Source organism: Bradyrhizobium sp. CCBAU 45394 (assembly GCF_028128655.1).
Classification (GTDB): domain Bacteria; phylum Pseudomonadota; class Alphaproteobacteria; order Rhizobiales; family Xanthobacteraceae; genus Bradyrhizobium; species Bradyrhizobium diazoefficiens.
In genome coordinates this window covers 274,904-297,994 of record NZ_LBIX01000175.1, presented here as the reverse complement: position 1 = coordinate 297,994, position 23,091 = coordinate 274,904, and the positions used below count along the sequence as shown (strand labels likewise).

Below are 23,091 nucleotides of genomic sequence, written 5' to 3'. Positions count from 1 at the left end.
GTCTTGAAGATTTCATTATGGCAGCCCATCTTGTGTCCCCCGCGGGTAGGCGAGTACCCTGCGTTTTCTGCGGCTTTTATGCGAGGACCTGGGATGAGCGGACCGGATGGAAGCGAGCAACTTGTCAAAACGCACGATTTCGTTCGGCCGCGGCCTTACGCCATCGCCGGCCTTCTCGCCGCGGCGTTTGCACTCACCGGTTGCGGACAGCCGACCTCGCAGGCCGCGGCCCCGCCACCTCCGCCGGTGACGGTCGCCCAGCCGGTCAAGCGCACCGTCACCGATTGGGACGAATTCACCGGCCGCTTCGAGGCCGTGGAGGAGGTGCAGGTGCGCCCCCGTGTCGGCGGCTTCGTCAACTCCGTCGAATTCCAGGACGGCGCCATCGTGCACCAGGGCGATCTGCTCTACGTCATCGACCCGCGTCCGTTCGAGGCGGTGGCGGAGCAGGCGGACGGTCAGCTCTCCGATGCGCGCGCCAAGGTGGAGCTTGCCAAGCGCGAGCTCGATCGCGGCCTCAACCTGGTGCAGACCAGCGCCGTCTCCGAGCAGGTCGTCGATCAGCGCCGCCAGGCCTTGCAGGCCGCGCACGCGGCGGAAGTGCAGGCCGAAGGCGCGCTCAAGGCCGCCAAGCTCAACATCGAATTCACCCATGTGACCGCGCCCCTCACGGGCCGCGTCAGCCGCCATCTCGTCAGCCCCGGCAATCTCGTGCAGGGCAGCGATACCGGCACTTCGACGCTGCTCACCTCGATCGTCGCGCTGGATCCGATCTACGTCTATTTCGACATGGATGAGACGACGTTCATCAAATACAGCAAGCTCTGGTTCGAAGGTAAGCGCCCGAGCTCGCGCGATACGGCGAACCCGGTGCAGGTGACGCTGGCCGGCGAGACCAAGCCCTCGCATGAGGGCACCATCAACTTCCTCGACAACCGCCTCGATGTCTCCACCGGGACCCTGCGCAGCCGCGCCGTGATCAAGAACACCGATCTGTCGATCCTGCCCGGCCAGTTCGGCCGCGTCCGCCTGATCGGCAGCGCGCCCTACGAGGCGCTGCTGATCCCGGATGTCGCCGTTGCGACCGACCAGTCCCGCAAGATCGTGTTCGTGGTCAAGCCTGATGACACCGTCGAAGCGCGTCCCGTGGTGCTTGGGCCGATCGACGATGGCCTGCGCGTGATCCGCGAAGGGTTGAAGGCTGACGACCGCGTCATCGTCAACGGCATCCAGCGCGCCCGCGTCGGCGCCAAGGTCGCGCCGTCTCCCGCGCCAGCGCCGGCCGGCGGCAAGCCCGGTGACAAGTCATGAACCTTGGCCGCCTCTCCATCAACCAGCCCATCCTGGCGATGGTGCTGTCGATCGTGCTGCTGATCGTCGGCGCGCTCGCCTATACGACGCTGCCGGTCTCCGAATATCCGCAAGTCGTGCCGCCGACCGTCGTCGTCACCACGCAATATCCCGGCGCCTCCGCGCAGACCGTGTCCGACACGGTCGCCGCTCCAATCGAGCAGCAGATCAACGGCGTCGAGGACATGCTGTATCTCTACAGCCAGGCGACCTCGAACGGGCAGCTGACGATCACCGTCACCTTCAAGCTCGGCACCGACCTCGACAAGGCGCAGGTGCTGGTGCAGAACCGCGTCGCGATCGCGCAGCCGCAACTGCCGGACGAGGTGCAGCGCAACGGCGTCGTCACCCGCAAGAACTCGCCCGACATCCTGATGGTCGTGTTCATGCTGTCGCCCGACGACAGCTTCGACCAGCTCTACATCTCCAACTACGCGCTGCTGCAGGTCCGCGACCAGCTGCTCCGCATCGACGGCGTCGGCGACATCCAGATCTTCGGCGCGCGCGATTATTCGATGCGGCTGTGGCTCGATCCCGACCGGATCGCAAATCTCGGTCTGACCTCGACCGAGGTGCTGGCGGCGATCCGTGCCCAGAACGTGCAGATCGCGGGCGGACAGATTGCCGAGCCGCCGATCGCCGATCGCGCCTTCCAGCCGAACCTCACCTTCACCGGACGCCTGAAGGACCAGAAGCAGTTCGAGGACATCCTGATCAAGGCCGGCTCCGACGGCCGCACGGTGCGGCTGCGCGACGTCGCCCGGATCGAGCTCGGGGCGCTGGCGTATTCCACCAACAGCTTCCTGTTGCGCAAGTCGGCGGTCGCGATGCTGGTGACGCAGCGACCGGGATCGAACGCGCTCGCGACGGCCAAACACATCTCCGACACGATGACGAAGCTCAAGGAGAGTTTTCCAAAAGGCCTCGACTACAATATCGGCTACAACCCGACCGAGTTCATCGCGCAGTCGGTCCACGAGCTGATCAAGACCATCTACGAGGCCATGCTGCTCGTGGTTATCGTGGTGCTGGTGTTCTTGCAGGGCTGGCGGCCCGCGATCATTCCGATCATCGCGATCCCGGTTTCGCTGGTCGGCACCTTTGCGGTGATGGCGGCGCTCGGCTTCTCCATCAACAATCTCACGCTGTTCGGTCTCGTGCTCGCGGTCGGCATCGTGGTCGATGACGCCATCGTGGTGGTGGAGAATGTGGAGCGCCATCTTGAGCACGGCCTGAGCCGGCGCGATGCCGCGCTGAAGACCATGGAAGAGGTCGGCGGCGCGCTGGTCTCGATCGCGCTGGTGCTGTGCGCGGTGTTCGTGCCGACCGCATTTCTGGGCGGCATTTCCGGGCAGTTCTTCCAGCAATTCGCCGTCACCATTGCGGTTGCGACCGCGATCTCCTGCTTCTGCTCGCTGACGCTGTCACCGGCGCTGGCCTCGCAGATCCTGACGCCGCACGAGGAGAAGCGGCCGCCGGCGAGCTGGAATGTCGTCGCGCGCGGCTGGAATGCCTTCACCGGCGTCTTCAACCGCACGTTCGACCGTCTCGCGCATGGCTATGCCGGCCTTGCCAATTTCGTGATCCGGCACTCGGTGGTGATGCTGCTAATCTATGTCGTGCTAATCGGCAGCGCAGGCTGGCTGATCGGGACGACGTCGCAGGGCTTCATCCCGGCGCAGGACCGCGGCTACGTCATTATCTCAGTGCAGTTGCCGGGTGCGGCATCGCTGGCGCGGACCACCGAGATTGTCCGAGAGATCGAGCGGATCTCGCTGGACACGCCAGGCATTATCCGCGTGGCCGCCTTCGCCGGCTTCTCGGGCGCGACACGAACGCAGGCCGGCAATGCGGCGGCGCTCTTCCCTGTGTTCGATGAGCCCGAGGTGCGGCTGAAGAAGGGCCTGACCGCGAATGCCATCACGGCCGAGCTGCGCAAGCGCCTCGCCGCGATCCAGGGCGCCTTCATCATCGTGATTCCGCCACCCGCCGTGCCCGGAATCGGCACGGGCGGCGGCTTCACCATCCGCATCCAGGACCGCCAGGGCCGAGGGCCCGAGCTGCTGGCATCCGCGACCGACGAGCTCGTCGCCGCCGCCCGCAAATCGCCCTCGCTGCTGGCTCCGACGGTGTTCTCGCCGTTCTCAGCCAACACGCCGCAGCTCTTCGTCGACATCGACCGCACCAAGGCGCAGAAGCTCGGTGTACCCATCGCCAACATCAACGACACGATCCAGACCTATTTCGGATCGACCTATGTCAACGACTTCAACCTGTTCGGCCGCACCTACCACGTCACCGCGCAGGCCGATTTCCCGTTCCGCAAAGAGCCGAGCGATCTCGCGCGGCTGCGCACGCGCAACGCCTCCGGCGACATGGTGATGCTCGGCAGCGTGGTCGACTTCAAGGATGTCTCGGGGCCCGACCGCGTCGCGCGCTACAATCTTTACGCGGCGTCCGAGCTCCAGGGCGAGCCGGCGCCTGGGACGAGCTCGACCACCGCGCTCAACGCCATCAAGAAGCTCGCCGACGACACCCTGCCGAGCGGCTTCACCTTCGAGTGGACGGATCTCTCGTACCAGCAGGTCACCGGCGGCAACGCGGGCCTGCTGGTATTCCCGATCTGCGTGCTGTTCGTCTATCTCGTGCTCGCCGCGCAATATGGCAGCTGGACCCTGCCGTTCGCGGTGATCCTGATCGTGCCGATGTGCCTGCTAGCGGCCACCATCGGCGTCCGCATCATGGGGCAGGACGTCAACATCCTCACCCAGATCGGCTTCGTCGTGCTGGTGGGACTGGCGGCGAAGAACGCGATCCTGATCGTCGAGTTCGCGCGCGACATCGAGAACGAAGGCAAGCCGCGGTTGGAGGCCGTGATCGACGCCTGCCGCCTGCGTCTGCGGCCGATCCTGATGACCTCCTTCGCCTTCATTCTCGGCGTGCTGCCGCTGGTGGTCTCGACGGGCTCCGGTTCGGAAATGCGCCAGGCCGTCGGCGTCGCCGTCTTCTTCGGCATGCTCGGCGTCACCCTGTTCGGGCTTCTGTTCACGCCGATCTTCTATGTGGTGGTGCGCAACCTGGCTGAGGGGAAGAACGACGGGAAGCCGAAGGTCGCAATGTGATGTTTCTCCAGCGTCGTCCTGGCGAAAGCCAGGACCCATTACCCCAGGGAGAAGTTGCGGCGCGAGCAGGTTGCGACCACCGGTCTTCGCCAAATTGCTCCCTGGGGTATTGGGTCCTGGATCTACGCTCCGCTTCGCTGCGCTTGTCCAGGACGACGGTTTTTTGTGGTGCCGCCCTTCATACTAACGACCAACACGCAATGGATGGGCATTCCCGGGGTTCTTCACTAGTATCCGCGCGATTTCAAAACAGAACACTGCTGGGAGCCAACACATGAAATCAGCCCTTTTGGCCGCCGTCGCAACCTCGGCCCTGCTGCTGGCAGCACCGGCCTCCGCGCAAGGCGTCAAGATCGGCATCCTCAACGACCAGTCCGGCGTCTATGCAGACTACGGCGGCAAATGGTCGGTCGAAGCGGCCAGGATGGCGATCGAAGATTTTGGCGGCGAGGTGCTCGGTCAGAAGATCGAGCTCGTCACCGCCGACCACCAGAACAAGCCGGATCTGGCGAGCTCGATCGCGCGGCGCTGGTACGATGTCGAGAACGTCGACATGATCACGGAGCTGACGACCTCTTCGGTCGCGCTCGCGATCCATGAGCTCTCCAAGGAAAAGAAGAAGATCGACATCGTCGTGGGCGCCGCGACCTCGCGCCTCACCGGCGATGCCTGCCAGCCCTACGGCTTCCACTGGGCCTATGACACCCGCGCGCTCGGCGTCGGTACCGGCGGCGCGCTGACCAAGGCCGGCGGCGACACCTGGTTCTTCCTCACCGCCGACTACGCCTTCGGCTACGCGCTGGAGAAGGACACCAGCGAGATCGTCACCGCCAATGGCGGCAAGGTGGTCGGCTCGGTGCGCGTGCCGCTCAATTCCTCGGACTTCTCTTCCTTCCTGCTCCAGGCGCAAAGCTCGAAGGCGAAGATCGTCGGGCTTGCCAATGCCGGCCTCGACACCACCAATTCGATCAAGCAGGCGTCCGAGTTCGGCATCGTCGCCAGTGGTCAGAAGCTCGCGGGCCTCCTGATGACGCTGGCCGAAGTGAACGGCCTCGGCCTGCAGGCCGCGCAAGGCCTGGTGCTGACCGAGGGCTATTACTGGGATATCAACGACAAGACCCGCAATCTCGGCGAACGTTTCCTCAAGCGCACCGGGCGGATGCCGAGCATGATCCATGCCGGCACCTATTCGGCGACGCTGAGCTATCTGAAAGCGGTCAAGGCCGCCGGCACCAAGGATACGGAAGCCGTCGCCAGGAAGCTGAAGGAGCTGCCGGTCGACGACGACTTCGCGCAGGGCGGCAAGGTTCTCGAGAACGGCCGCATGGTCCACGACATGTATCTGTTCGAGGTCAAGAAGCCCTCGGAGTCGAAGAAGCCCTGGGACTACTACAAGCTGCTCGCCACCGTCCCCGGCGACAAGGCGTTCTTCACCGCCAAGGACAGCGGCTGCCCGCTGACGAAGTGAGGCGTAGCGTCATTCCGGGGCGATGCGAAGCATCGAACCCGGAATCTCGAGATTCCGGGTTCGGCGCTGGCGCGCCGCCCCGGAATGACGGCTTGCAATTCATCCCTCACACCAGCCGCGACACCACCGCCCCGATCGCCCCTACCCATAGCGCTATGGCGGCCAGCGCCTGGACCGCAAAGCCCGGGCCGCGCTTTGCGGCGGCCTGCGAATAACCGATGAAATAGACGATGCGGCCGACGATCCAGACCGCGCCGATCCCGGCCGCGACGGCGTCGCTGATATAGATCGCGAACAGCCAGAGCGACGGCAGGAAGATAGGCATCCATTCCAGCGTGTTGACCTGGATGCGGAAGGCGCGCTCGAAGTCCGGGTGTCCTGAGGTCGCCGGCACCTTGATGCCCGTCCTCGCTCGCGCGCGCGAGACGTTGATGGTGGCGAAGAAATAAAACGCAATCGCCAGCAGCGTGACGAGGGCGGTGAGGTGATACATCGCTCGCTTCCTTGAAGAGGTCGCGCTTCAATACCCGGTCAGCTCGAGATAGCCAACACCGTCATGCGTGCCGGCAAAGCTGATCGGCCCTTCCCAATAGGAGAAGCCGGTCCCCATCCAGGCCTTTGGATTGAGCGGCTTGCATTGGATTGAGAACGAGCGCGAGGGGATGGCGATTTGCCACTCCACCGGCAGCTTGCGCCCCGCGACCTCGGCGGTCGCCTTCGGCGTCATCTGGATGTCGCTGCCCGAGATCATCTGCGTGCTGCCGGTGGCGGTGATCCAGTTGCCGAACGGATAGTCCCGGCCGTCCTTCTGCCGCAGCCGGTACAGCATCAGCTTGTCGCCGGATGCAAGATGCAGCGACAGCCAGTCCCAGCCGGTCTGGTCGGCGTCGAGCGGCTGGCTGCTCCACTCGCGGTCCATCCAGGCCTGCCCCGACACATCGACCGGCTTGTCGTCGATGGTGAGCGTGCCGCGCGCGCGGTAGAACGGCTGGCTGTAATAGTAGGAGGCCTGGCCGCGCTCCGACTTGCGGCTGAAGCCGCCGTCACCCTGCAACACCACCGCACGATCGGCCTCCAGCGTCAGCGCATAGCTGAAGTTCGTGCCGGAGGCCTTCAGCGTCAGGGGCGCCAAAGTGCGATCGTTGGTGCGCTCAAGACCCTTCATCTCCCAATCGTCGATCCACGCCGCGAAGGGCTTCGCTTCGACGCCGGCCTGTCCGATCCCGCCGCGCGAAAACAGCTCGCTGAAGCGATGGGTGTCGGCACGCGTCACCGCGGCATGCGCCATCCAGATTTGCTGATTGGCCCAGCCTTCGCCTTGCGGTCCCGGCTGCGCCGCCTGACGGAACAGCGTCCATTGCAGGCCGCAAGCCGCGCCGCTGCTGTCGACGAGGTTCGCCGTGAGATACCACCACTCGATGCGAAATTCCGGATGCGGCCCGTGATCGGCGGGGAAGGCGAACGTCTTTCCCGGCGTGACCTTCGCAAAGCCGTCGGCCGTCTCGCCGAGCCCGGCATAGCCTTGCGCGCCGGCGCGGCGCGCAAGAGCGAGCGCGGCTATGCCGCCGGCAAATGCGCGCCGCGAGATCTTGTCAGCGCTCATTGGCAAACACCTTGACGAGGTTCGCCGGCTGCATCCGCGCCAGCCGTGCGACCGGCAGCAGCGCGGCGAGCAGCGAAGCGATCAGCGCGACCGCGACCAGCTCGACGAGTTGCAGCGGAAACACATGGAACGGCAGCCGCCAGCCGAATGCTTTCACGTTAACGATCGCAATCAGGCACCACGCCACCAGCAGCCCGAGCGGCACGGCCAGCAGCGAGGTGAACAGCGCCACCGACAGCGTCTTGGTCAATTCGATCGCGGCGAGGCGCGGCCGCGTGACGCCGATCGCCCACAGCGGTGCGAGCTGCGGCAGGCGGGAGTTGGCCAGCGTCAAAAGGCTGGTCAGCAGCGCGATGCCGGCGACACCGAGCGTGAAGGCGTTCAACGCCGATGTCACCGCAAAGGTGCGGTTGAAGATGCGGATCGATTCTGCCTTCACCGTCGCCTGGTCGGCGACGCTGCGGTCGTCGAGCGCAAACCGTTTCTGCAAGGCCGCGATCAAGTCCGGAATCTTGTCCCGCGCGACGATGAGGCCGATCCGCGTCTGTGGCGTCTGCGGAAAGTGACGGATCAGCGCCGCGACATTCACGGCCAGCTGTCCCTTGGGATTGCCGTAATCGGCATAGATGCCGACGATGTCGAGCTCCCAGGTCCCGCCCGGCGCCGGCACCTCGACGACGTCGCCGACGCGGACGTTGAGGCGGCGGCTCAATTGCTCGCTGATGAAGGCGGCATTGCCCGGCACCAGCTGGGTCCAGGCGCGTGGCGCAGTCTCCAGCAGCGGCCAGCGCTCGCGATAGAGTGCGTGATCGGGCAGGCCGAACAGCTCCACCGGCTGGCCCTGGACTTGCGTCTCGGCGCGGCCGCCCGACAGGATCGCCTGGACTTCGCTGCGCTCCTTCAGCCAGTTCCGGATCGCGACGCCGTGCGCATTGTCGGAAGCGCTGATGTAGACGTCGGCCGCGAGCCGCCCGTCGAGCCAGCCGACGAAAGTGCGGCTGAAGGTTTCCACCATGGTGGAGACGCCGACATTGACGGCGAGCGCGAGCAGCAGCGCCATCAGTGCCAGCGACAGCCCGGAGAGCTGCTGCCGGCTGTCCGCCCAGAACCACAGCGCGAGCGGTCCTCGCGCGCCGCGCTGGCCTATGAGCAGGATGATGTCGAGGAAGGCCGGCAGGATCAGTGCCGCGCCCAGCATCAGCGCCGCCAGCACGCCGAAGCCTGCGATCAGCGATTCGCCATAGTGAAGCAGCAGCAGCGCAACCGCGAACACCATGCACGCCGCAATGCTTTGCAGGATCAGCCAGCGGCGCTGCCTCTGCTGCCAGGCGTACGGCTGCGCGGTCGCCAGCACCGGCATCCTGATCGCCTTGATCAGGCTGGTCGCCGCCGCAACGAGCGCGCCGGCAACGCTGATGCCGATGCCGGCGAGCCACCATTCGGGCTGCAAGCTGAGTTGCCCCGGGATCTGCGCGCCATAGAGCCCGCGCAGCGACGCCGCGACGTCGGGCAACAGCGCTGCCGCGATGAAATAGCCGCAGACGAGCCCGATCAGTCCGGCGACCAGCGCCAGCGCCACCAGCTCGATCACCAGCACCGTGTTGACGAGGCGCGCCGAGGCGCCGCAGGCCCGCAACGTGCGCAGCATCGGCAGCCGCTGCTCGAAGGCAAGACCCACGGCCGAATTGACGATGAACAGGCCGACGAAGAACGACAACAGGCCGAAGGCGGTGAGGTTGAGATGGAAACTGTCGGTGAGGCGCTCCAGCTCCGTCTCGGCGTTCGGCTCGACCCGTTGCAGCCGGTCGCCGACGACGCTCGCCAGCGGCGCAGGCTTGCCCTTCGGCTTGCCGATCAGCAACCGCGAGATTTGGTCCGGCTTGTTCAGGAGCTTCTGCGCCACGCCGATATCGACCACCAGCACGTCGGGCACGAGCTGCGGCTGCACGTGCAGCGGCGGCAGTGTTGCGCCGCTGCTGATCGGCGGCGCCGCGCCTTCCTGCTCCTGCAAGTCGGCCAGCGTCTCCTTCGCCACCAGCGTCCGGCCGGGCGGCGCGACGAAGCGCGTCAGGTCCGCGGCACCAAGGCGCGGCGCGTTGCCGACATCCACCGGCAGCGTCACCGGCTCGATGCCGAGCAGCCGCACCGAGCGCCCGTTGATCTGGACGCGGCCTTCCAGCACCGGCGAGACCGGCCAGCCCGCGCGGCGGAGCCTGACGAACAGGTCTTGCGAAAAGGTCGCCGCATTGGGTGCGACCAGCATCGGCGTCCGCACGCCGCCGAACGTCGCCGCGGCGCGGTCATAGGCATTGCGGGCCTGCTGGTTGATCGCCTGCACGCCGCTCCACAGCGCGGTCGCGGCGATCAGCCCGATCAGAAGTGTCGCGAACTGCATCCTGTGCCGCCGCCAATGGCTCAGGAGCACCGCGAGGACCCACAGCGCGCGCCTCATGCGATTCGCCCCGCATGCAAAGTGAGGTGGCGGTCGAGCGTACCGGCCAGATGCAGGCTGTGCGTCACCATCAGGAAGCCGCAGCCGGTGCGCGTGACGAGGTCGCGCGTCAGCGCCAGCACGTCCTCGGCGGTCGCTTCATCCAGATTGCCGGTCGGCTCGTCCGCGAGCAGCAGCGAGGGTCTTGTCGCCAGCGCCCGGCCGATCGCGACCCGCTGCTGCTGGCCGCCGGACAATTGCTCGGGATAGCGCTTCAGGAGGGCGCCGAGCCCGAGCCGTTCGACCAGTTCACTGGACCAGGCCGCGTCGTGCCGGCCGGCGATCCGCGCCTGGAAGGCCAGATTGTCGGCCACCGACAGGCTCGGAATCAGGTTGTACTGCTGGAACACGAGGCCGATCCGGTCGCGCCGCAGGCTGGCGCGTCCCGCGTCGGACAGCTTGGTGACCTCGGTGTCTTCCAACCGGATCGAGCCGCCATCGGCGGCATCGAGCCCCGCGATCAGGTGCAGCAGCGTGCTCTTGCCGCTGCCGGATTCGCCGGTGAGCGCGACGCGTTCACCGGCCTTGAGGTCAAGGTCGACGCCGCGCAGCACGTGGACCGGTTCGGCGGCCGAGGAGAACGTCTTGGAGAGATTTCGGATGCTCAGCACGATGAATGGCGCCGGACGGAATTAACGGAAATGCTGCGTAGCACACCTGCCGCGGAAATGCCGGGGTTGCGTTGCCGTCGAAGCCGTTGTTAGCTCCAACAACGGCCAAATCAAAAAACTGCCAAAAAGACAGACGGGGAGAACGATGAGCGCTCAGGGAACGCCCATGGTGGCGGGCAAGACGACGACATCCAGGGAAACACCGAAGGGCGCCTGGACGGTCACCTTTCTGCTGTTTCTGTTCATGCTGGTTAATTTCGCCGACAAGATCGTCGTCGGCCTCGCCGGCGTGCCGATCATGGCGGACCTGAAGCTCTCCCCGGAGCAGTTCGGCCTGCTCGGGTCTTCGTTCTTCTTCCTGTTCTCGATCTCGGCCATCGTGGTCGGCTTCATCGTCAACAAGGTGCCGACGCGCTGGGTGCTCCTGACGCTGGCGGTGGTCTGGGCGCTGGCGCAGTTTCCGATGGTCGGCACCGTCTCCTTCACCACGCTGCTGATCTGCCGCATCGTGCTGGGCGCCGGCGAAGGCCCGGCCTTCTCGGTCGCCGCGCACGCCATCTACAAATGGTTCCCCGACGAGAAGCGCACGCTGCCGACTGCGATCCTGTCGCAAGGCTCGGCTTTCGGCGTCATCCTGGCGGTGCCGGCGCTGAACTGGGTCATCGTCAATCACTCCTGGCACTACGCCTTCGGCGCGCTCGGCGTCGTCGGCCTGATCTGGGTCTGTGCCTGGCTCGCGCTCGGCAAGGAAGGCCCGCTGGAGGACACGCACACCCTTGCGGCCACCGAGGCGAAAATTCCCTATCTTCAGCTTCTCACCTCGCGCACCTTCGTCGGCTGCGTCGCGGCGACCTTCGGGGCCTATTGGGCGCTGTCGCTGGGGCTGACCTGGTTCACGCCGTTCATCATCAAGGGCCTCGGCTTCTCGCAGAGCCAGGCCGGCTGGATTTCGACCCTGCCCTGGGTGTTCGGCGCCACCATCGTGATCCTGACGGGTTGGATCTCGCAACTGATGATGGCCCGCGGATCGACCACGCGCGTCGCCCGCGGCGTGCTCGGCTCGGTCCCGTTGATGGTCGGCGGCCTGATCCTGGCTGCGATGCCGTATGTTCAGGGCGCCGGCCTTCAGCTCGCCTTGCTCGTGGTCGGAACGGGCCTGTGCGGCGCGATCTACGTCGTCTGTCCGCCCATGCTCGGCGAATTCACGCCGTCGTCGCAGCGCGGCGCGATCCTGGCGATCTACGGCGCGCTCTACACGCTCTCGGGCATCATCGCGCCCGCCGTGATGGGCACCGTGATCCAGCGCGCCGGCAGCATGCTCGACGGCTACATGACCGGCTTCACCATCAACGCCGTGATCATGGTCGGCTCCGGCCTGCTCGGCCTGGCCCTGCTCTGGCCGAACAGCGAAAAGGCTCGGCTGACGCGCGCTGCCGCCCCGCAGGCAGCGGCGCTGAAAGGCGCGGTGTCGCCGACGTAAGGGGTGGCAGGCGTTCAAGGCCCGCCACAAACACCGCTGTCGTCCCGGCGAAGGCCGGGACCCATAACCACAGGGAGTGGATTGAGGCGAAGCTGATAACTCCAAGTCTTCGCAAAACAATTGCCGCGGCGTATGGGTCCCGGCCTTCGCCGCGACGACACCGAATGTGAGGCGCTGCCTTCGCGTCTCACATGCATCCTACCGCGCTAGTTCACCACCCCCTGCGCGCCACGAATCAACTTCCCCGGCCGGCGCCCCGTGGCCGCGCCATGCCGCCGCGTCACCACGCCCGACACGATGGTCGCTTCATAGCCGTCGACGTCCTGCAACAGCCGCCGCCCGCCGACCGGCAGATCGTAATGCACCTTCGGCGGATGCAGATGCAGGCGGTCATAGTCGATCACGTTGACGTCGGCCTTGTAGCCGGGCGCGATCAGCCCGCGATCGGTGAGGCCGACCGAGAGCGCGGTCTTGCGTGACTGTGCCGCGACCACGAACGGGATCGACAGCTTCTCGCCGCGCTTGCGGTCGCGTGTCCAGTGCGTCAGCAGATAGGTCGGGAAGCTCGCATCGCAGATGATGCCGCAATGCGCGCCGCCGTCGGACAGGCCCGGCACCGATTGCGGATCGATCAGCATCTCGCGCGTCGCATCGAGATTGCCGTCGGCATAGTTGAGGAACGGCACGTAGAGCATGCCGCGGCCTTCGTCCGACAGCATCGCGTCATAGGCGAGCTCCTCGGGCTTCCGGCCCTGCTTGCGCGCCCGCGGCCCCAGCGCGTTCTCCGGCGGCTGCTCGTAATCGGGAGGATCGCCGAGCAGGAACATCTTGTCGTAGTTGGGCCGGAAGAACAGCGGATCGTCGGTCGCGGTCGCCGTCTCGCTCAGGATCGCCTGACGGATCTCGCTCTGATGCAGCCGCGCCAGCCGCTCCTTCAGCGGCAGATGTGCGATCGCCTTGTAGCTCGGATGGGTCTGGAATGGGTTGCGCGACAGCTCGAGCCCTAGCAGCAGGCCGACCGGGCGCGCCGCGATCTGCGCGGTGATGGAGAGGCCGCGCTGTGCGGCGGCATTGATCTCGTCCAGCGTCTGGCGCCAGCGCTGCGGCGCCTTGTCGTTCTGCGTGATCGAGAACGAGATCGGGCATTTCGTCGTGTCGGCGACCCGCAGCATCATCGGCAGGTCCTCGTCGATGGTGGAGAGATCGAGCACGAATTGCAGCACGCTGCGGCCCTCGCGATGCATCGCACCCGCGATCGCGGTGAGCTCGTCCTCGCCGGCCTTCAAGGTCGGCGTGAAGTCGCCGGTCGAGGTGCGGTGGTTGAGCGTGCGCGAGGTCGAGAAGCCGAGCGCGCCGGAGCGGACCGCTTCGCCCGCGAGCTTTGCCATCGCCGCATTGTCTTCCGCCGTGGACGGATCGCGGCGCGCGCCGCGCTCGCCCATGACATAGACCCGCAGCGCCGCATGCGGCAGTTGCGCGCCGACGTCGATGTCGAAATCGCGCTTCGACAACCAGTCCATGTAGTCCGGAAAGCTCTCCCAGGCCCAGGGAATGCCGGCGCTCAGCACCGGCTCGGGAATATCCTCGACGCCCTCCATCAGCTGGATCAGGCGGGTGTGGTCGGCGGGCTTGCACGGCGCAAAGCCGACGCCGCAATTGCCCATGATCGCGGTGGTGACGCCGTTCTGCGAGGACGGCGTGATGTCCTGGCTCCAGGTGACCTGCCCGTCATAATGGGTGTGGACGTCGACGAAGCCCGGCGTCACCAGTTTTCCGCGCGCGTCGATTTCTTCTTTGCCCTTGCCGAAGATCTTCCCGACCTCGCTGATTCTGCCGCCGGTGATGGCGACGTCGGCCTCGAACAGCTCGCCGCCGTTTCCATCCGCGACCGTGCCGCCGCGGATCACGAGATCAGGATTGGTCATGGTGTTTCTTCCCGTTTTGTTTTTGTTACACGCAGTTCTCTCTACTCGTCGTCCCGGACAAGCGTCAGCGCAGATCCGGGACCCATAACCACAGGGAGTAGTTTGGCGAAGACTCGGAGTGACCAGCTTCGCGCGACAACAACTCCCTGGCGTAATGGGTCCTGGCTTTCGCCAGGACGACAGTTGAACTTGTCGCTACGCCGCAGCCTGCCGCTTCCGCTCGGTGAACGGCGACAGCACCACGGTCGCCAGCATGAAGATCACGGAGGCGCCGAACACCCAGTGCGGCGCGCTCTGGTCCATGATCCAGCCGAACAAAAGCGGGCTGACGATGCCGCCGAGATTGAAGCCGGTGGAGACGATGCCGAAGGCGCGCCCCGCAGCGCCGGCGGGAGCGGCATTGCGCACCAGCATGTCGCGCGAGGGCGCGATCACGCCGGAGAGGAAGCCCGCCGCCGTCATCGTCGCGGTCAAAGCCCAGCCGGGCAATGTCACCAGTGCGATCAAGAGCACGATCGCCGCATTCGCGGCAAAGCAGGCGGCGGCGACATAGCCGTGACGCTCGGTGTGATCGGCGAGGAAGCCGCCTGCGAGCACGCCCGCGGCGCTGGCGCCGAGGAATGCGGTCAGCGCGATGTTGGCGATCGAATAAGAGGCGCCGTAGCCGCTCATCAGCGCCACCACGCCGAAATTGTTGATGCCGGCCACCGACAGGCTGAGCAGCATGAACAGCGCGGTCAGCGTGATCAGCGCCGGCGTGATGACGGCCTGCTTCGGCGCGCTCTCGTGACCGGGCTTTTTCTTGTGCGCGCCGGCCTCGGGAATGCTCATGGCGACCAGCAGCAGCGCCACCAGCACGCCGATCGCGCCCGATGCGATCAATGCGCCGACGCCACCCGATACGGTGACCAGCGCGGCGACGATCGCCGGCGTCACGGCGCCGCCGAGATAGCCGGCAAAGGTGTGGATCGAAAAGGCGCGGCCCATCCGCGCCTCGTCCATGTGCTCCGCCAGGATGGCGTAGTCGGCGGGATGATAGACGCTGTTGGCGAGCCCGAGCAGCACGGCGCAGGCAATCAGCGAGGCGTAGCTCAAATGCAGGCCGAGCAGGATCAGCGCGAAGCCGCCGAGCGTCAGCCCGATCAACAGGATCCTGCGCGCGCCAAAATGGTCGACGAGATAGCCGGTCGGCGCCTGCGTCAGGCCCGATACGACGGCAAGGGTCGTGAGCGCGAAGCCGAGCTCGACATAGCCGACGCCGAGCCTGTCCTTCAGGAACGGAAACAGCATCGGCAGGACCAGCAGATGGAAATGGCTGACCCAATGCGCGATCGAGATTCCCGTCAGCGTGCGCAGCGCGCTGTCCGCCTTGCCTTGCTGCGGTGCGGCGAGAACATCGACCATTGCAGTTCCGTTTCACTCCCTGAAGGGAGCGCAAACTATCGGGGACAGCGGTTATTTGTCCATGAACGCAGGCGCATGGCAGGTAGTGCGGGTGGCGCCGCTGTCTCAATCATTACCCGACGATGCGATCGGGCACACTGCGCTCCCTCCGCCCTTGCGGGGGAGGGCGGGAGAGAGGGGTAGCCCAGCAAAAGGTCTATCCGTGGTCGATGCAAAGATCGTCGCGCTCTCGAAAGAGTGTGCCGTGTGGCACCCCTCTTCCCGCAAGGGGGGAGGGAACGCACCATTCGTGGGGCAGGCTTCAACTCACAACGGCTCGTCATCGGGACCGTACCGGTCACGCTTCGGTGTTGCGATGTCGCCGTCTTCGTAATCGTCGTCGTCGGTGTCGCGCGGCGGCGGCTTCTTCGCCTTGTCGTCCGCCGGCTTCTCGCTGGCGGTTTTGGGCGGCGCGCTCGGCTTGGCGGTCTTGTTGGCGATCTTGGCCATGGCTGTTCCCGGATGGTGATGCTGCATCCGATCCTAGTCCCAATATGTGGGCGGTTCCTGACTTATCTCAAGAATGGCGCGCCGGGGCGTCAGTGCACCACCGGTCCGCCCGCCTTCTTCCAGGCATCGATGCCGCCGGCGATATGGGCGGTATTGGCGAGGCCCGCCTCCTTCGCCGCCGCGACGGCCATCGCCGAGCGTTCGCCGAAGGCGCAGAAGAATACGATGCGGCGGCCGGTGGCGGCCGCGACCTCGCGCAGCATGCCGCCGGGCTTCAGGCTCTCCTCGACGGACGGATAGGGCGTGTGCAGGGCGCCCTCGAGCATGCCGTGTTTCATCCGCTCGTTGGTCTCGCGCAGATCGACCAGCAGGATGTCAGGCCGGCCCAGGACGCGGATCGCCTCGCTGGCGGTTAGCGCGCGGCCCTCCTTTTCCAGCTCCTCCTGATGCAGGCCGACGCGCATGTTGGCGGGCACCGCCACGTCCATCATCTTCGGATTGGGCAGCTTCAGGTTCGCCATCAGCTCGATATATTCGTCGACCGAGCGCACCTGGAGCCGCGGATTGTAGCGCTTCTCCTCGCCGATGGTGGAGACGGTGTCGCCCTTGTAGTCATGCGCCGGGAACACCATCGTTTCGTCCGGCAGCTTGAGTAGGCGATTGAAGATCGAATCGTACTGCGCGCGCGAGGAGCCGTTCTGGAAATCGGTGCGGCCGGTGCCGCGGATCAGCAGCGTGTCGCCGGTGAAGACGCGGTCGCCCATCAGGTAGGAATAGGAATCGTCGGTGTGGCCGGGCGTGTACATCACGTCGAGCGACAGCCCCTCGATCGTCACCTTGTCGCCGTCGGCGACACGCATCGCCACCACGTCGGCCTTGGTCTGGTCGCCCATCACGGTCATGCAATGGGTGCGGTCGCGCAGCTCGCCGAGGCCGGTGACGTGGTCGGCATGAAGGTGGGTATCGACCGCCTTGACCAGCTTGAGGTCGAGCTCGCGCAGCAATTGGCAATAGCGGTCGACCTTCTCCAGCACGGGATCGAGGATCAGCGCCTCGCCGCCGTGGCGGCTGGCAAGGACGTAGCTGTAGGTGCCCGAAACACTGTCGAAGAGCTGGCGGAAGATCATGGCAAGACCCGGCGTGGAACTGATTGGAAATTCTACTACGGTTCTGGTCGAAAAGAGAAGCAATCCACTGTGAAGATGGGAAAATTTAGAAGATCTTTATTGTGAGGTAATGGGCCCGCGCGCTCCTCGTCACATACTCACTGTCATCGCCCGCCTTGTGCGCAATTGCGCACTGGGGCGGGCGATCCAGTATTCCAGAGACAGCGAGAGGTACGGAGAAGCCGCGGCGTACTGGATTCCCCGCCTGCGCGGGGAATGACAGCGCCGGGTGAGGCGTCGGCGCCCCCTACGGCCGCACCACCGTGTACCCATTCTCCGCCAGGAACAGGATCTGCCCGACCCCGACCTGCACCGGCGTCGCGGCGGGGATGAACTCCGGCCGCTTGCCTGTCTCCCGCTCGACCGTGTCGACGGTGTTGAGGCAGATGTCGAAGCGCACGCCTTGCGCGATCAGGCTCTCGACCTGCTTGCGGCGCTCGCTGTTCGACAGCAGCAGGTCGATGCCGGGTCCGAATGCCACCACCTCGATCGCGACCTTGTCGGGGGCGTAGGCCTTCAGGAGATTGTTGGCGACGCTGAGCACCAGCGCCTGCTTCCTGGCGTCGCCGTCGGAGAGCTGCAGCACGATCTTGTGCTCGGCGAACGGCTTGTCCTGAAGCGGCACCTGCTGCGCAAAAGCCGGCGGCATCGCGGCCAAGGCGAGCAGCGCCAGCATCATCGCGCGAAACATTTGCGAGCGCGTCATCCCTGTCCCGCAATGCCCGGATTGTTCTCGACGCCCTTCAGCGTGACGCCGGAGCCGAGCCGCTCCGAAAGCATCCGGCCCGAGCGCAGATATTTGGCCACCACGTCCCACACCGGTGCGCCCTGCTGGCCGTTGACCGAGGCCCAGCCCGCGACCTTGTAGCGGTGGTTGGCGCTGATCGCCTTGCCGTTGTTGAGCTTCAGCTCAGAGATGCGGCCGCCGATCGCACCCGCCGGCGTGCAGGTGTAGCTGAGGCCGCCGGCGCGCACCATGTCGCCGCCCTGCTGGTAATAGGGATCGGCGTTGAAGAGATTGTCGCAGATGTCCTCCAGCACGTCCTTGATCTGGGCGCCGGTCATTTCCTGCACATAGGTCTCGGGATAGCTGATCGCGGTTTCCGCGAGCACGTCCTCCATGGTCAGCGCCTGGCCGGACAGCGCGGTGACGCCCCAGCGGAAGCCCGGCGACAGCGCGATCTCGGCGTCGAGCTCGCTGCGCAACGCGGTGCAGATCAGCTCGTCGACCGGGCCGGAGAAATTGCCGCGGCGATAGAGCAGGCGGTCGAGCGTTGCGATCTTCTCCGACCAGTCGGCCACGTGCGGCGCGCGAACCCGGCCGATCAGCTCGGCCATCGCCGGATCAGGCTTCAGCAGCTCGGAATAGACCGGCAGCAGGTGATATTTGACGCCACTGACCTTGCCCTTGTCGAGCGCGAGATCGAGCACGCCCAGAAATTTCCCGTTGGAGCCGGCATTGGTGACGAGTGTCGTGCCGCCGGCGTTCGTCACGGGAATCGGCTGCGGCACGGCGTCGTGGGTGTGGCCGCCGAGGATGACGTCGATGCCGGTGACGCGGCTCGCGAGCTTGAGGTCGACGTCCATGCCGTTGTGCGACAGCAGGATGACGGCATCGACCTTCTCGGCGGTGCGCAAGGCATCGACATGCTTCTGGAGCTCTTCCTCGCGGATGCCGAAGGTCCAGTCCGGCGTGAACCGCTTTGGATGCGCGATCGGCACGTAAGGGAAGGCCTGGCCGACGATCGCGATGCGATGACCGCCGAGCTCCTTGATCACGGAGGGCTTGAAGACGCGCCCCGTCGCCTTGTCGAAGGCGCGGGCGTCGTTGAACGCGGCTTCCTCGGTCAGGAACACGTTCTGCGCCAGGAACTCGCCCTTGAAGCGCTCGAGATTGTCGCGCAGCGCCTGCTCGCCATAGGTGAATTCCCAATGCCCGGTCATCGCCTCGATGCCGAGCAGATTGGCGACCTCGACCATGTCGCGGCCCTGCATGACGTTGGCAAGCCCCGTGCCCTGCCAGAGATCGCCGCCGTCGACGAGCAGCGAATCTCTTTCGCCGACATCGCCGCGCAAGCGATCGACCAGCGTCTTCAGATGGGCAAAGCCACCGAGCTTGCCGAAGCGCGCCGCAGACTTCTCGAACTCGAAGCAGGTGAAGGCATAGGCATCGGCGCTGTCGGGCCGGATTCCGAACCGCTCGAGAAAGGCGCGGCCGACCAGATGCGGCGGCCGTCCCGCCATCTCCCCGATTCCGATATTGACGCTGGGCTCGCGGAAGTAGACCGGGTTGAGCTGCGCATGCGTGTCGGTGATGTGCAGGATCCGGGCATGGCCGAAACGTTCGAGGTCGTAAATGCTCGCCGCTTCAGTGCCGCGCGCAAGCCGCGGCAGGCCGAGCGATGCTGCGGCAACGCCTGCACTCTTCAGGAAATCACGGCGGCGGATCGCCATCCAGAATCCTCCGCGCCTCATCGGCAGTTCAACTGAGGTCCAGTCTAGCGGATTTCCATCGCCTTCCAGGCCTCTTTTTCGGACGTGGCCTGGAAGATCGACGCCTTCGCCAGCGCCTCGGACTCCTTGGCTGCGGCCAGGGCGCGGTCGAAATCGCCGCCATCGGCTGCCTTCTTCGCCGCCGCCAGCGTCGAGACGGTCACGGTCCACTGATTGCGCATGCCGGCTGCCTCCTTGGAGGCGGCTTCGGCGGCGGCATAGGCCGCCTTGTAATCCGCCTCATTCGCCGCGCGCGCCGTTGGCGCGAGGCTAAGGGCGAGCAGCATGGCGAGAGGAAGTGACCGCTTCATGGCCGCGCTCCCGGTCCTGATATCGGCAGTCCGTTGGCGACGTAGGACAGGAAATATTCGACGTCGCGATATTCATCCGCCTGCGGCTCCAGCGGAACCGCCCGGGTCTGGCTGTTGCAGGTGACGAAGCGGCGGCTGGTCGTGCCCATGCCGCTCCATTCGGAGCGGTAGATCGGCATCGCGTTCAAAATGCCGAGCGCAGGCGCCAGGATCTCGGCGCGGATGCGCTCGCCCGGGCTCTGCACATGGCAGCTGGCGCAGGAGAAATTCATCTGGCCGCGCCGCGTGTAGAAATAGCGCTTGCCGTTCTCGAACGCGGCGAGCGCGCGGGGATCGTCCGGGATCTTGATGTCCATCGGCTTGCCGCGCGAGGTGAAGGCCATGTAGGCGGTCAGCGAGGCCATCTCGTCCTTGACGTAGGAATAGGGCGCCTCGCCATTGGCCTCGCGGCAGCGGTTGAGCGCGAGCTCCAGCGTGACGACCTTGCCCTCCTTCTCATCGAAGTAGGGATAGTTCTGGCGGATGCCGATGCCGCCATTCGGGAAGCAGTCGGCATAGGTCTTGCCGTTCTTGAACGGGGTGGCGAACATCTCCTTGCCGGCGTCGAGCGCGAACTCGTAGGGCGGGAATTCCTCCTTCTCCTGCCACTGCCGCTTCATGTCCTCGTTCATGGAATAAGGGCCGTTGACGAAATCCTCGTGCTTCACGGTCGGAAACTTCTGGAAGAAGAAGTTCTGGAACGCTTTTGCGTCGGCAACTGGATCGACCTTGTCGGCCGCGATCACGCGCGGCGAGGTGAGGGCGACCGCGACGAGCGCGGCGCTGAGCGAACCAAGCAGGAGGGCGGAGCGGGCCTTCATCACGCGATCTTCGCGGTGGTCGTATCCGACCCGCCCTTGTTGTCGGTCCAGGAGATCTTGATGTCGTCGCCCTTCTTGGCGCCCTTGAAGCTGAACTTCACATAGGGGTCCTTGGAGATGGCGGTGCCCCAATCGGCGACGAAGACGTCCTTGCCGTTACATTCGAACTTCAGCTGCTGGATGAAATGCGCGGGGATCACCTCGCCCTTGGCGTCCTTGACCAGGCCGGTGTCCATGGGGTGCTGGATCAGCGCCTGCACCTCGGTGATGTCGCCGTTTGCGGTCGCGCGCACGCGAATGCTGGATGCCATGTCGATCTCCTTAGCCGCCGCAGCCGCCGACGGTGACTTTGACTTCCTTGGTCGCGCTGTAGAGCTTGCCGTCGGCTTCCACGATCGCGGTCACGTTGGTGGTCTTCGCCATCTTCAGCCGGTTGGCGACAGCAGGGATCGTGCCGTCGGGAATCTTGTAGGACGCGGCGAGCGCGTTCGGGTTCTCGGCCACGAAGAACGAGATCGAGGTCACCTTCTCCAGCGTCGTCGTCACCGAGATCGGAACCACGCCGCCATTCTCGGCGATCTCCGGCGCATCCAGCTTGACCTTGTCGGAGGGCTCGGCGGTCTTGCCGTAGAGCGCCTTGATCGCGTCCGCTTCGTTCTTCAGCTTGAACGCTTCTTCCGGATATTTGTCGTTGGCCGCGGCGTACGCGGGCGCCACGCCGAACGGCAGATTGCCGAGGCCGAGCAGCGCGACGGAGGCTGCGCCCTGAAGGATCAGGCGCCGCGTCGCAAGGGGGCCGGTGGTCGTGGTCATCTGAGCTCTCCTGGCGTGCCTGAAGTCACAGGGTTTGCAGGAAATCAACGATTGCGCTGATCTCCTGGTCGGTCAAAATCCGGTTCCGGCCGAACGGCGGCATCATGGTCTGCGGATTGCGTTTGGTCTCGTCGAAGATGATCGCGGCCAGCTCGTTGCGATCAGGGTATTTCGCCTTGAGGTCCTTCAGCTCCGGGCCGATCGTTCCCGGCAGGTCGCCGCCCTTGATGACGTGACAGGTCAGGCAATTGCCTTTGCCACGGTCGAAGGCGAGCTTCTGGCCCTCGGCCACGGCGGATTGCGCCCGCGCCGGGCTGGCGAGGCCGGCGGCGAAGGCCAGCAAAAGGAGCAGGGCAGGCATCCGGGAAAAGGCGGTCAAGGCGTCATTCCGAGGCGTTATGGCGATGCACTCGATCGCGGAAATAGCAGCGTTCCAAAGCACAAAGGGCATCACCTGACAATCAGGACTATGCACGCGGCAAAATGGAGTTAATATCTTCCGCATTGCAACTAAAGAGATTATTTGTTCGGCCGATTTGGCCGCGAGAGTAAGGTCCGTGAGCGCGGGCCGGCTGTTTCGAGGGCGTTTGGGCGCTCCTGCTGTTTTCATCGTGTTCTCGTTTTTTCAAGGGGACGTCACTTGGCTGAATATGTCGTCGAATTTGGCAGGGACGGCGGACGGGTCGAGCCCGATGGGCGGCTCGATGCACCGGCATTCCATCGCAATCACGAGCCGCTCCGGGCGGCTCTGGAAAAGCACCTTGCCGGCTGTTCCGGAAACGTTGTCGAGGTCGGCAGCGGAACCGGCCAGCACGTGGTCCATTTCGCCCGCCATACGCCCGACCTGGTCTGGTGGCCGAGCGACCTCAACCAGCGGCACGTGAAGAGCATCGAGGCCTGGCGCGTCCATTCGGGCCTGCCAAACATCCGCTCGCCGTTGCGGATCGATCTCTCCGATCCCGGCTGGTGTCCGGAAATGCGAAGCGGGCAGGGGCCGACGAACCTCGCCGCCGTGTTCTGCGCCAACGTCATCCATATCGCGCCATGGACCGTGGCCGAAGGCCTGTTCGCCGGCGCCGGTCGCTATTTGAGGGCCGACGGCAAGCTGTTCCTCTACGGCCCGTTCAAGCGCGACGGCAAGCATACCGCGCTCAGCAACGCCGTGTTCGACACCTCATTGCGCGAAGGCAATCCCGACTGGGGCGTGCGCGACATCGGCGATGTCGAGACGCTCGCGCGAGGCGCCGGCCTTGGTCTCGTCGATACGATCGAGATGCCGGCGAACAATCTGACGCTGGTGTTTGCGCGCTAGGTTGGCGCTTCTGACTTGGGTTCGGGTGCACGCCACAGCGGCGGTGCGCTCCCTCCCCCCTTGTGGGGGAGGGCGGGGGAGAGGGGTGGCCCAGGAAACGGTCTATCCATCTGCGACCGTGCCGCGCGTGCAAGTCGAGAGAGTCCCCGTGTGATACCCCTCTCCCTGCCCCTCCCCCGCAAGGGGGGAGGGA

General features: G+C 65.5%; 20 protein-coding genes. 5 read left to right on the top strand and 15 right to left on the bottom strand.

What is annotated here, in order from left to right; all coding sequences use genetic code 11:
• Positions 1 to 93: 93 nt before the first annotated feature.
• From WN73_RS36680 to WN73_RS36670, 3 genes are all read left to right on the top strand, one after another.
• Complete coding sequence (locus WN73_RS36680) at positions 94 to 1,311, top strand: efflux RND transporter periplasmic adaptor subunit (protein WP_028172666.1); 1,218 nt, start codon at positions 94 to 96, stop codon at positions 1,309 to 1,311.
• A complete protein-coding gene (locus WN73_RS36675; RefSeq protein WP_011083817.1) occupies positions 1,308 to 4,472 on the top strand; it encodes an efflux RND transporter permease subunit in 3,165 nt (1,054 codons plus the stop codon). Before WN73_RS36680 ends, WN73_RS36675 begins: the two co-directional genes overlap by 4 nt.
• 274 nt (positions 4,473 to 4,746) lie before the next feature.
• A complete protein-coding gene (locus WN73_RS36670; protein WP_028172667.1) occupies positions 4,747 to 5,940 on the top strand; it encodes an ABC transporter substrate-binding protein in 1,194 nt (397 codons plus the stop codon).
• Positions 5,941 to 6,046: 106 nt separating this feature from the next.
• Here the strand turns inward: WN73_RS36670 and WN73_RS36665 are convergent, their stop codons facing one another.
• The 4 genes from WN73_RS36665 to WN73_RS36650 are packed head-to-tail and all read right to left on the bottom strand — an operon-like array spanning position 6,047 to position 10,645.
• Positions 6,047 to 6,433, bottom strand: a complete 387-nt coding sequence (locus WN73_RS36665; protein ID WP_028172668.1) for an MAPEG family protein — start codon at positions 6,431 to 6,433, stop codon at positions 6,047 to 6,049.
• Between the two features lie 27 nt (positions 6,434 to 6,460).
• Entirely contained in the window at positions 6,461 to 7,543 is a 1,083-nt protein-coding gene (locus tag WN73_RS36660) for a lipocalin-like domain-containing protein (RefSeq protein WP_028172669.1), read from the bottom strand.
• Entirely contained in the window at positions 7,533 to 9,995 is a 2,463-nt protein-coding gene (locus WN73_RS36655; RefSeq protein ID WP_028172670.1) for an ABC transporter permease, read from the bottom strand. The genes WN73_RS36660 and WN73_RS36655 overlap by 11 nt, the downstream gene beginning before the upstream one ends.
• Complete coding sequence (locus WN73_RS36650) at positions 9,992 to 10,645, bottom strand: ABC transporter ATP-binding protein (protein WP_011083822.1); 654 nt, start codon at positions 10,643 to 10,645, stop codon at positions 9,992 to 9,994. The genes WN73_RS36655 and WN73_RS36650 overlap by 4 nt, the downstream gene beginning before the upstream one ends.
• 145 nt (positions 10,646 to 10,790) lie before the next feature.
• Here WN73_RS36650 and WN73_RS36645 point away from each other — a divergent pair, with 145 nt between their 5' ends.
• Positions 10,791 to 12,125, top strand: coding sequence for an MFS transporter (locus tag WN73_RS36645; RefSeq protein ID WP_028172671.1), 1,335 nt, complete (start codon positions 10,791 to 10,793; stop codon positions 12,123 to 12,125).
• Positions 12,126 to 12,331: 206 nt separating this feature from the next.
• Here WN73_RS36645 and WN73_RS36640 read toward each other — a convergent pair whose 3' ends face one another.
• The 11 genes from WN73_RS36640 to soxX all read right to left on the bottom strand — a co-directional run bounded on the left by WN73_RS36640 (position 12,332) and on the right by soxX (position 21,965).
• Entirely contained in the window at positions 12,332 to 14,050 is a 1,719-nt protein-coding gene (locus WN73_RS36640; RefSeq protein ID WP_271557101.1) for an N-acyl-D-amino-acid deacylase family protein, read from the bottom strand.
• 195 nt (positions 14,051 to 14,245) lie between these two features.
• The gene (locus WN73_RS36635; RefSeq protein ID WP_161532965.1) at positions 14,246 to 15,454 is read right to left on the bottom strand and encodes an MFS transporter; all 1,209 of its coding nucleotides are present in this window, start codon (positions 15,452 to 15,454) and stop codon (positions 14,246 to 14,248) included.
• A 306-nt stretch (positions 15,455 to 15,760) separates the two neighbouring features.
• The gene (locus tag WN73_RS36630; protein ID WP_028172674.1) at positions 15,761 to 15,943 is read right to left on the bottom strand and encodes a hypothetical protein; all 183 of its coding nucleotides are present in this window, start codon (positions 15,941 to 15,943) and stop codon (positions 15,761 to 15,763) included.
• 89 nt (positions 15,944 to 16,032) lie between these two features.
• Positions 16,033 to 17,070 (bottom strand): MBL fold metallo-hydrolase, encoded by a 1,038-nt coding sequence (locus WN73_RS36625; RefSeq protein ID WP_011083827.1) that lies wholly within the window; start codon positions 17,068 to 17,070, stop codon positions 16,033 to 16,035.
• A 286-nt stretch (positions 17,071 to 17,356) separates the two neighbouring features.
• Positions 17,357 to 17,815, bottom strand: a complete 459-nt coding sequence (locus WN73_RS36620; RefSeq protein WP_161532967.1) for a DsrE family protein — start codon at positions 17,813 to 17,815, stop codon at positions 17,357 to 17,359.
• Entirely contained in the window at positions 17,812 to 19,563 is a 1,752-nt protein-coding gene (soxB, locus tag WN73_RS36615; protein WP_028172675.1) for a thiosulfohydrolase SoxB, read from the bottom strand. The genes WN73_RS36620 and soxB overlap by 4 nt, the downstream gene beginning before the upstream one ends.
• A 44-nt stretch (positions 19,564 to 19,607) precedes the next feature.
• Positions 19,608 to 19,913: a hypothetical protein gene (locus WN73_RS36610; RefSeq protein ID WP_271557096.1), complete on the bottom strand. Its 306-nt coding sequence runs from the start codon at positions 19,911 to 19,913 to the stop codon at positions 19,608 to 19,610.
• A complete protein-coding gene (gene soxA / locus WN73_RS36605; protein ID WP_271557094.1) occupies positions 19,910 to 20,773 on the bottom strand; it encodes a sulfur oxidation c-type cytochrome SoxA in 864 nt (287 codons plus the stop codon). Before soxA ends, WN73_RS36610 begins: the two co-directional genes overlap by 4 nt.
• Entirely contained in the window at positions 20,773 to 21,084 is a 312-nt protein-coding gene (soxZ, locus tag WN73_RS36600; protein ID WP_011083832.1) for a thiosulfate oxidation carrier complex protein SoxZ, read from the bottom strand. Before soxZ ends, soxA begins: the two co-directional genes overlap by 1 nt.
• Before the next feature lie 10 nt (positions 21,085 to 21,094).
• Positions 21,095 to 21,586: a thiosulfate oxidation carrier protein SoxY gene (gene soxY, locus WN73_RS36595; RefSeq protein WP_011083833.1), complete on the bottom strand. Its 492-nt coding sequence runs from the start codon at positions 21,584 to 21,586 to the stop codon at positions 21,095 to 21,097.
• 25 nt (positions 21,587 to 21,611) lie between these two features.
• Positions 21,612 to 21,965 carry a sulfur oxidation c-type cytochrome SoxX gene (gene soxX / locus WN73_RS36590; RefSeq protein WP_028172677.1) on the bottom strand — a complete coding sequence of 118 codons (354 nt, stop codon included), beginning with the start codon at positions 21,963 to 21,965 and terminating at the stop codon, positions 21,612 to 21,614.
• 261 nt (positions 21,966 to 22,226) lie between these two features.
• Here soxX and WN73_RS36585 point away from each other — a divergent pair, with 261 nt between their 5' ends.
• Complete coding sequence (locus tag WN73_RS36585) at positions 22,227 to 22,898, top strand: DUF938 domain-containing protein (protein WP_038965227.1); 672 nt, start codon at positions 22,227 to 22,229, stop codon at positions 22,896 to 22,898.
• The last annotated feature ends 193 nt before the right edge of the window (positions 22,899 to 23,091 follow it).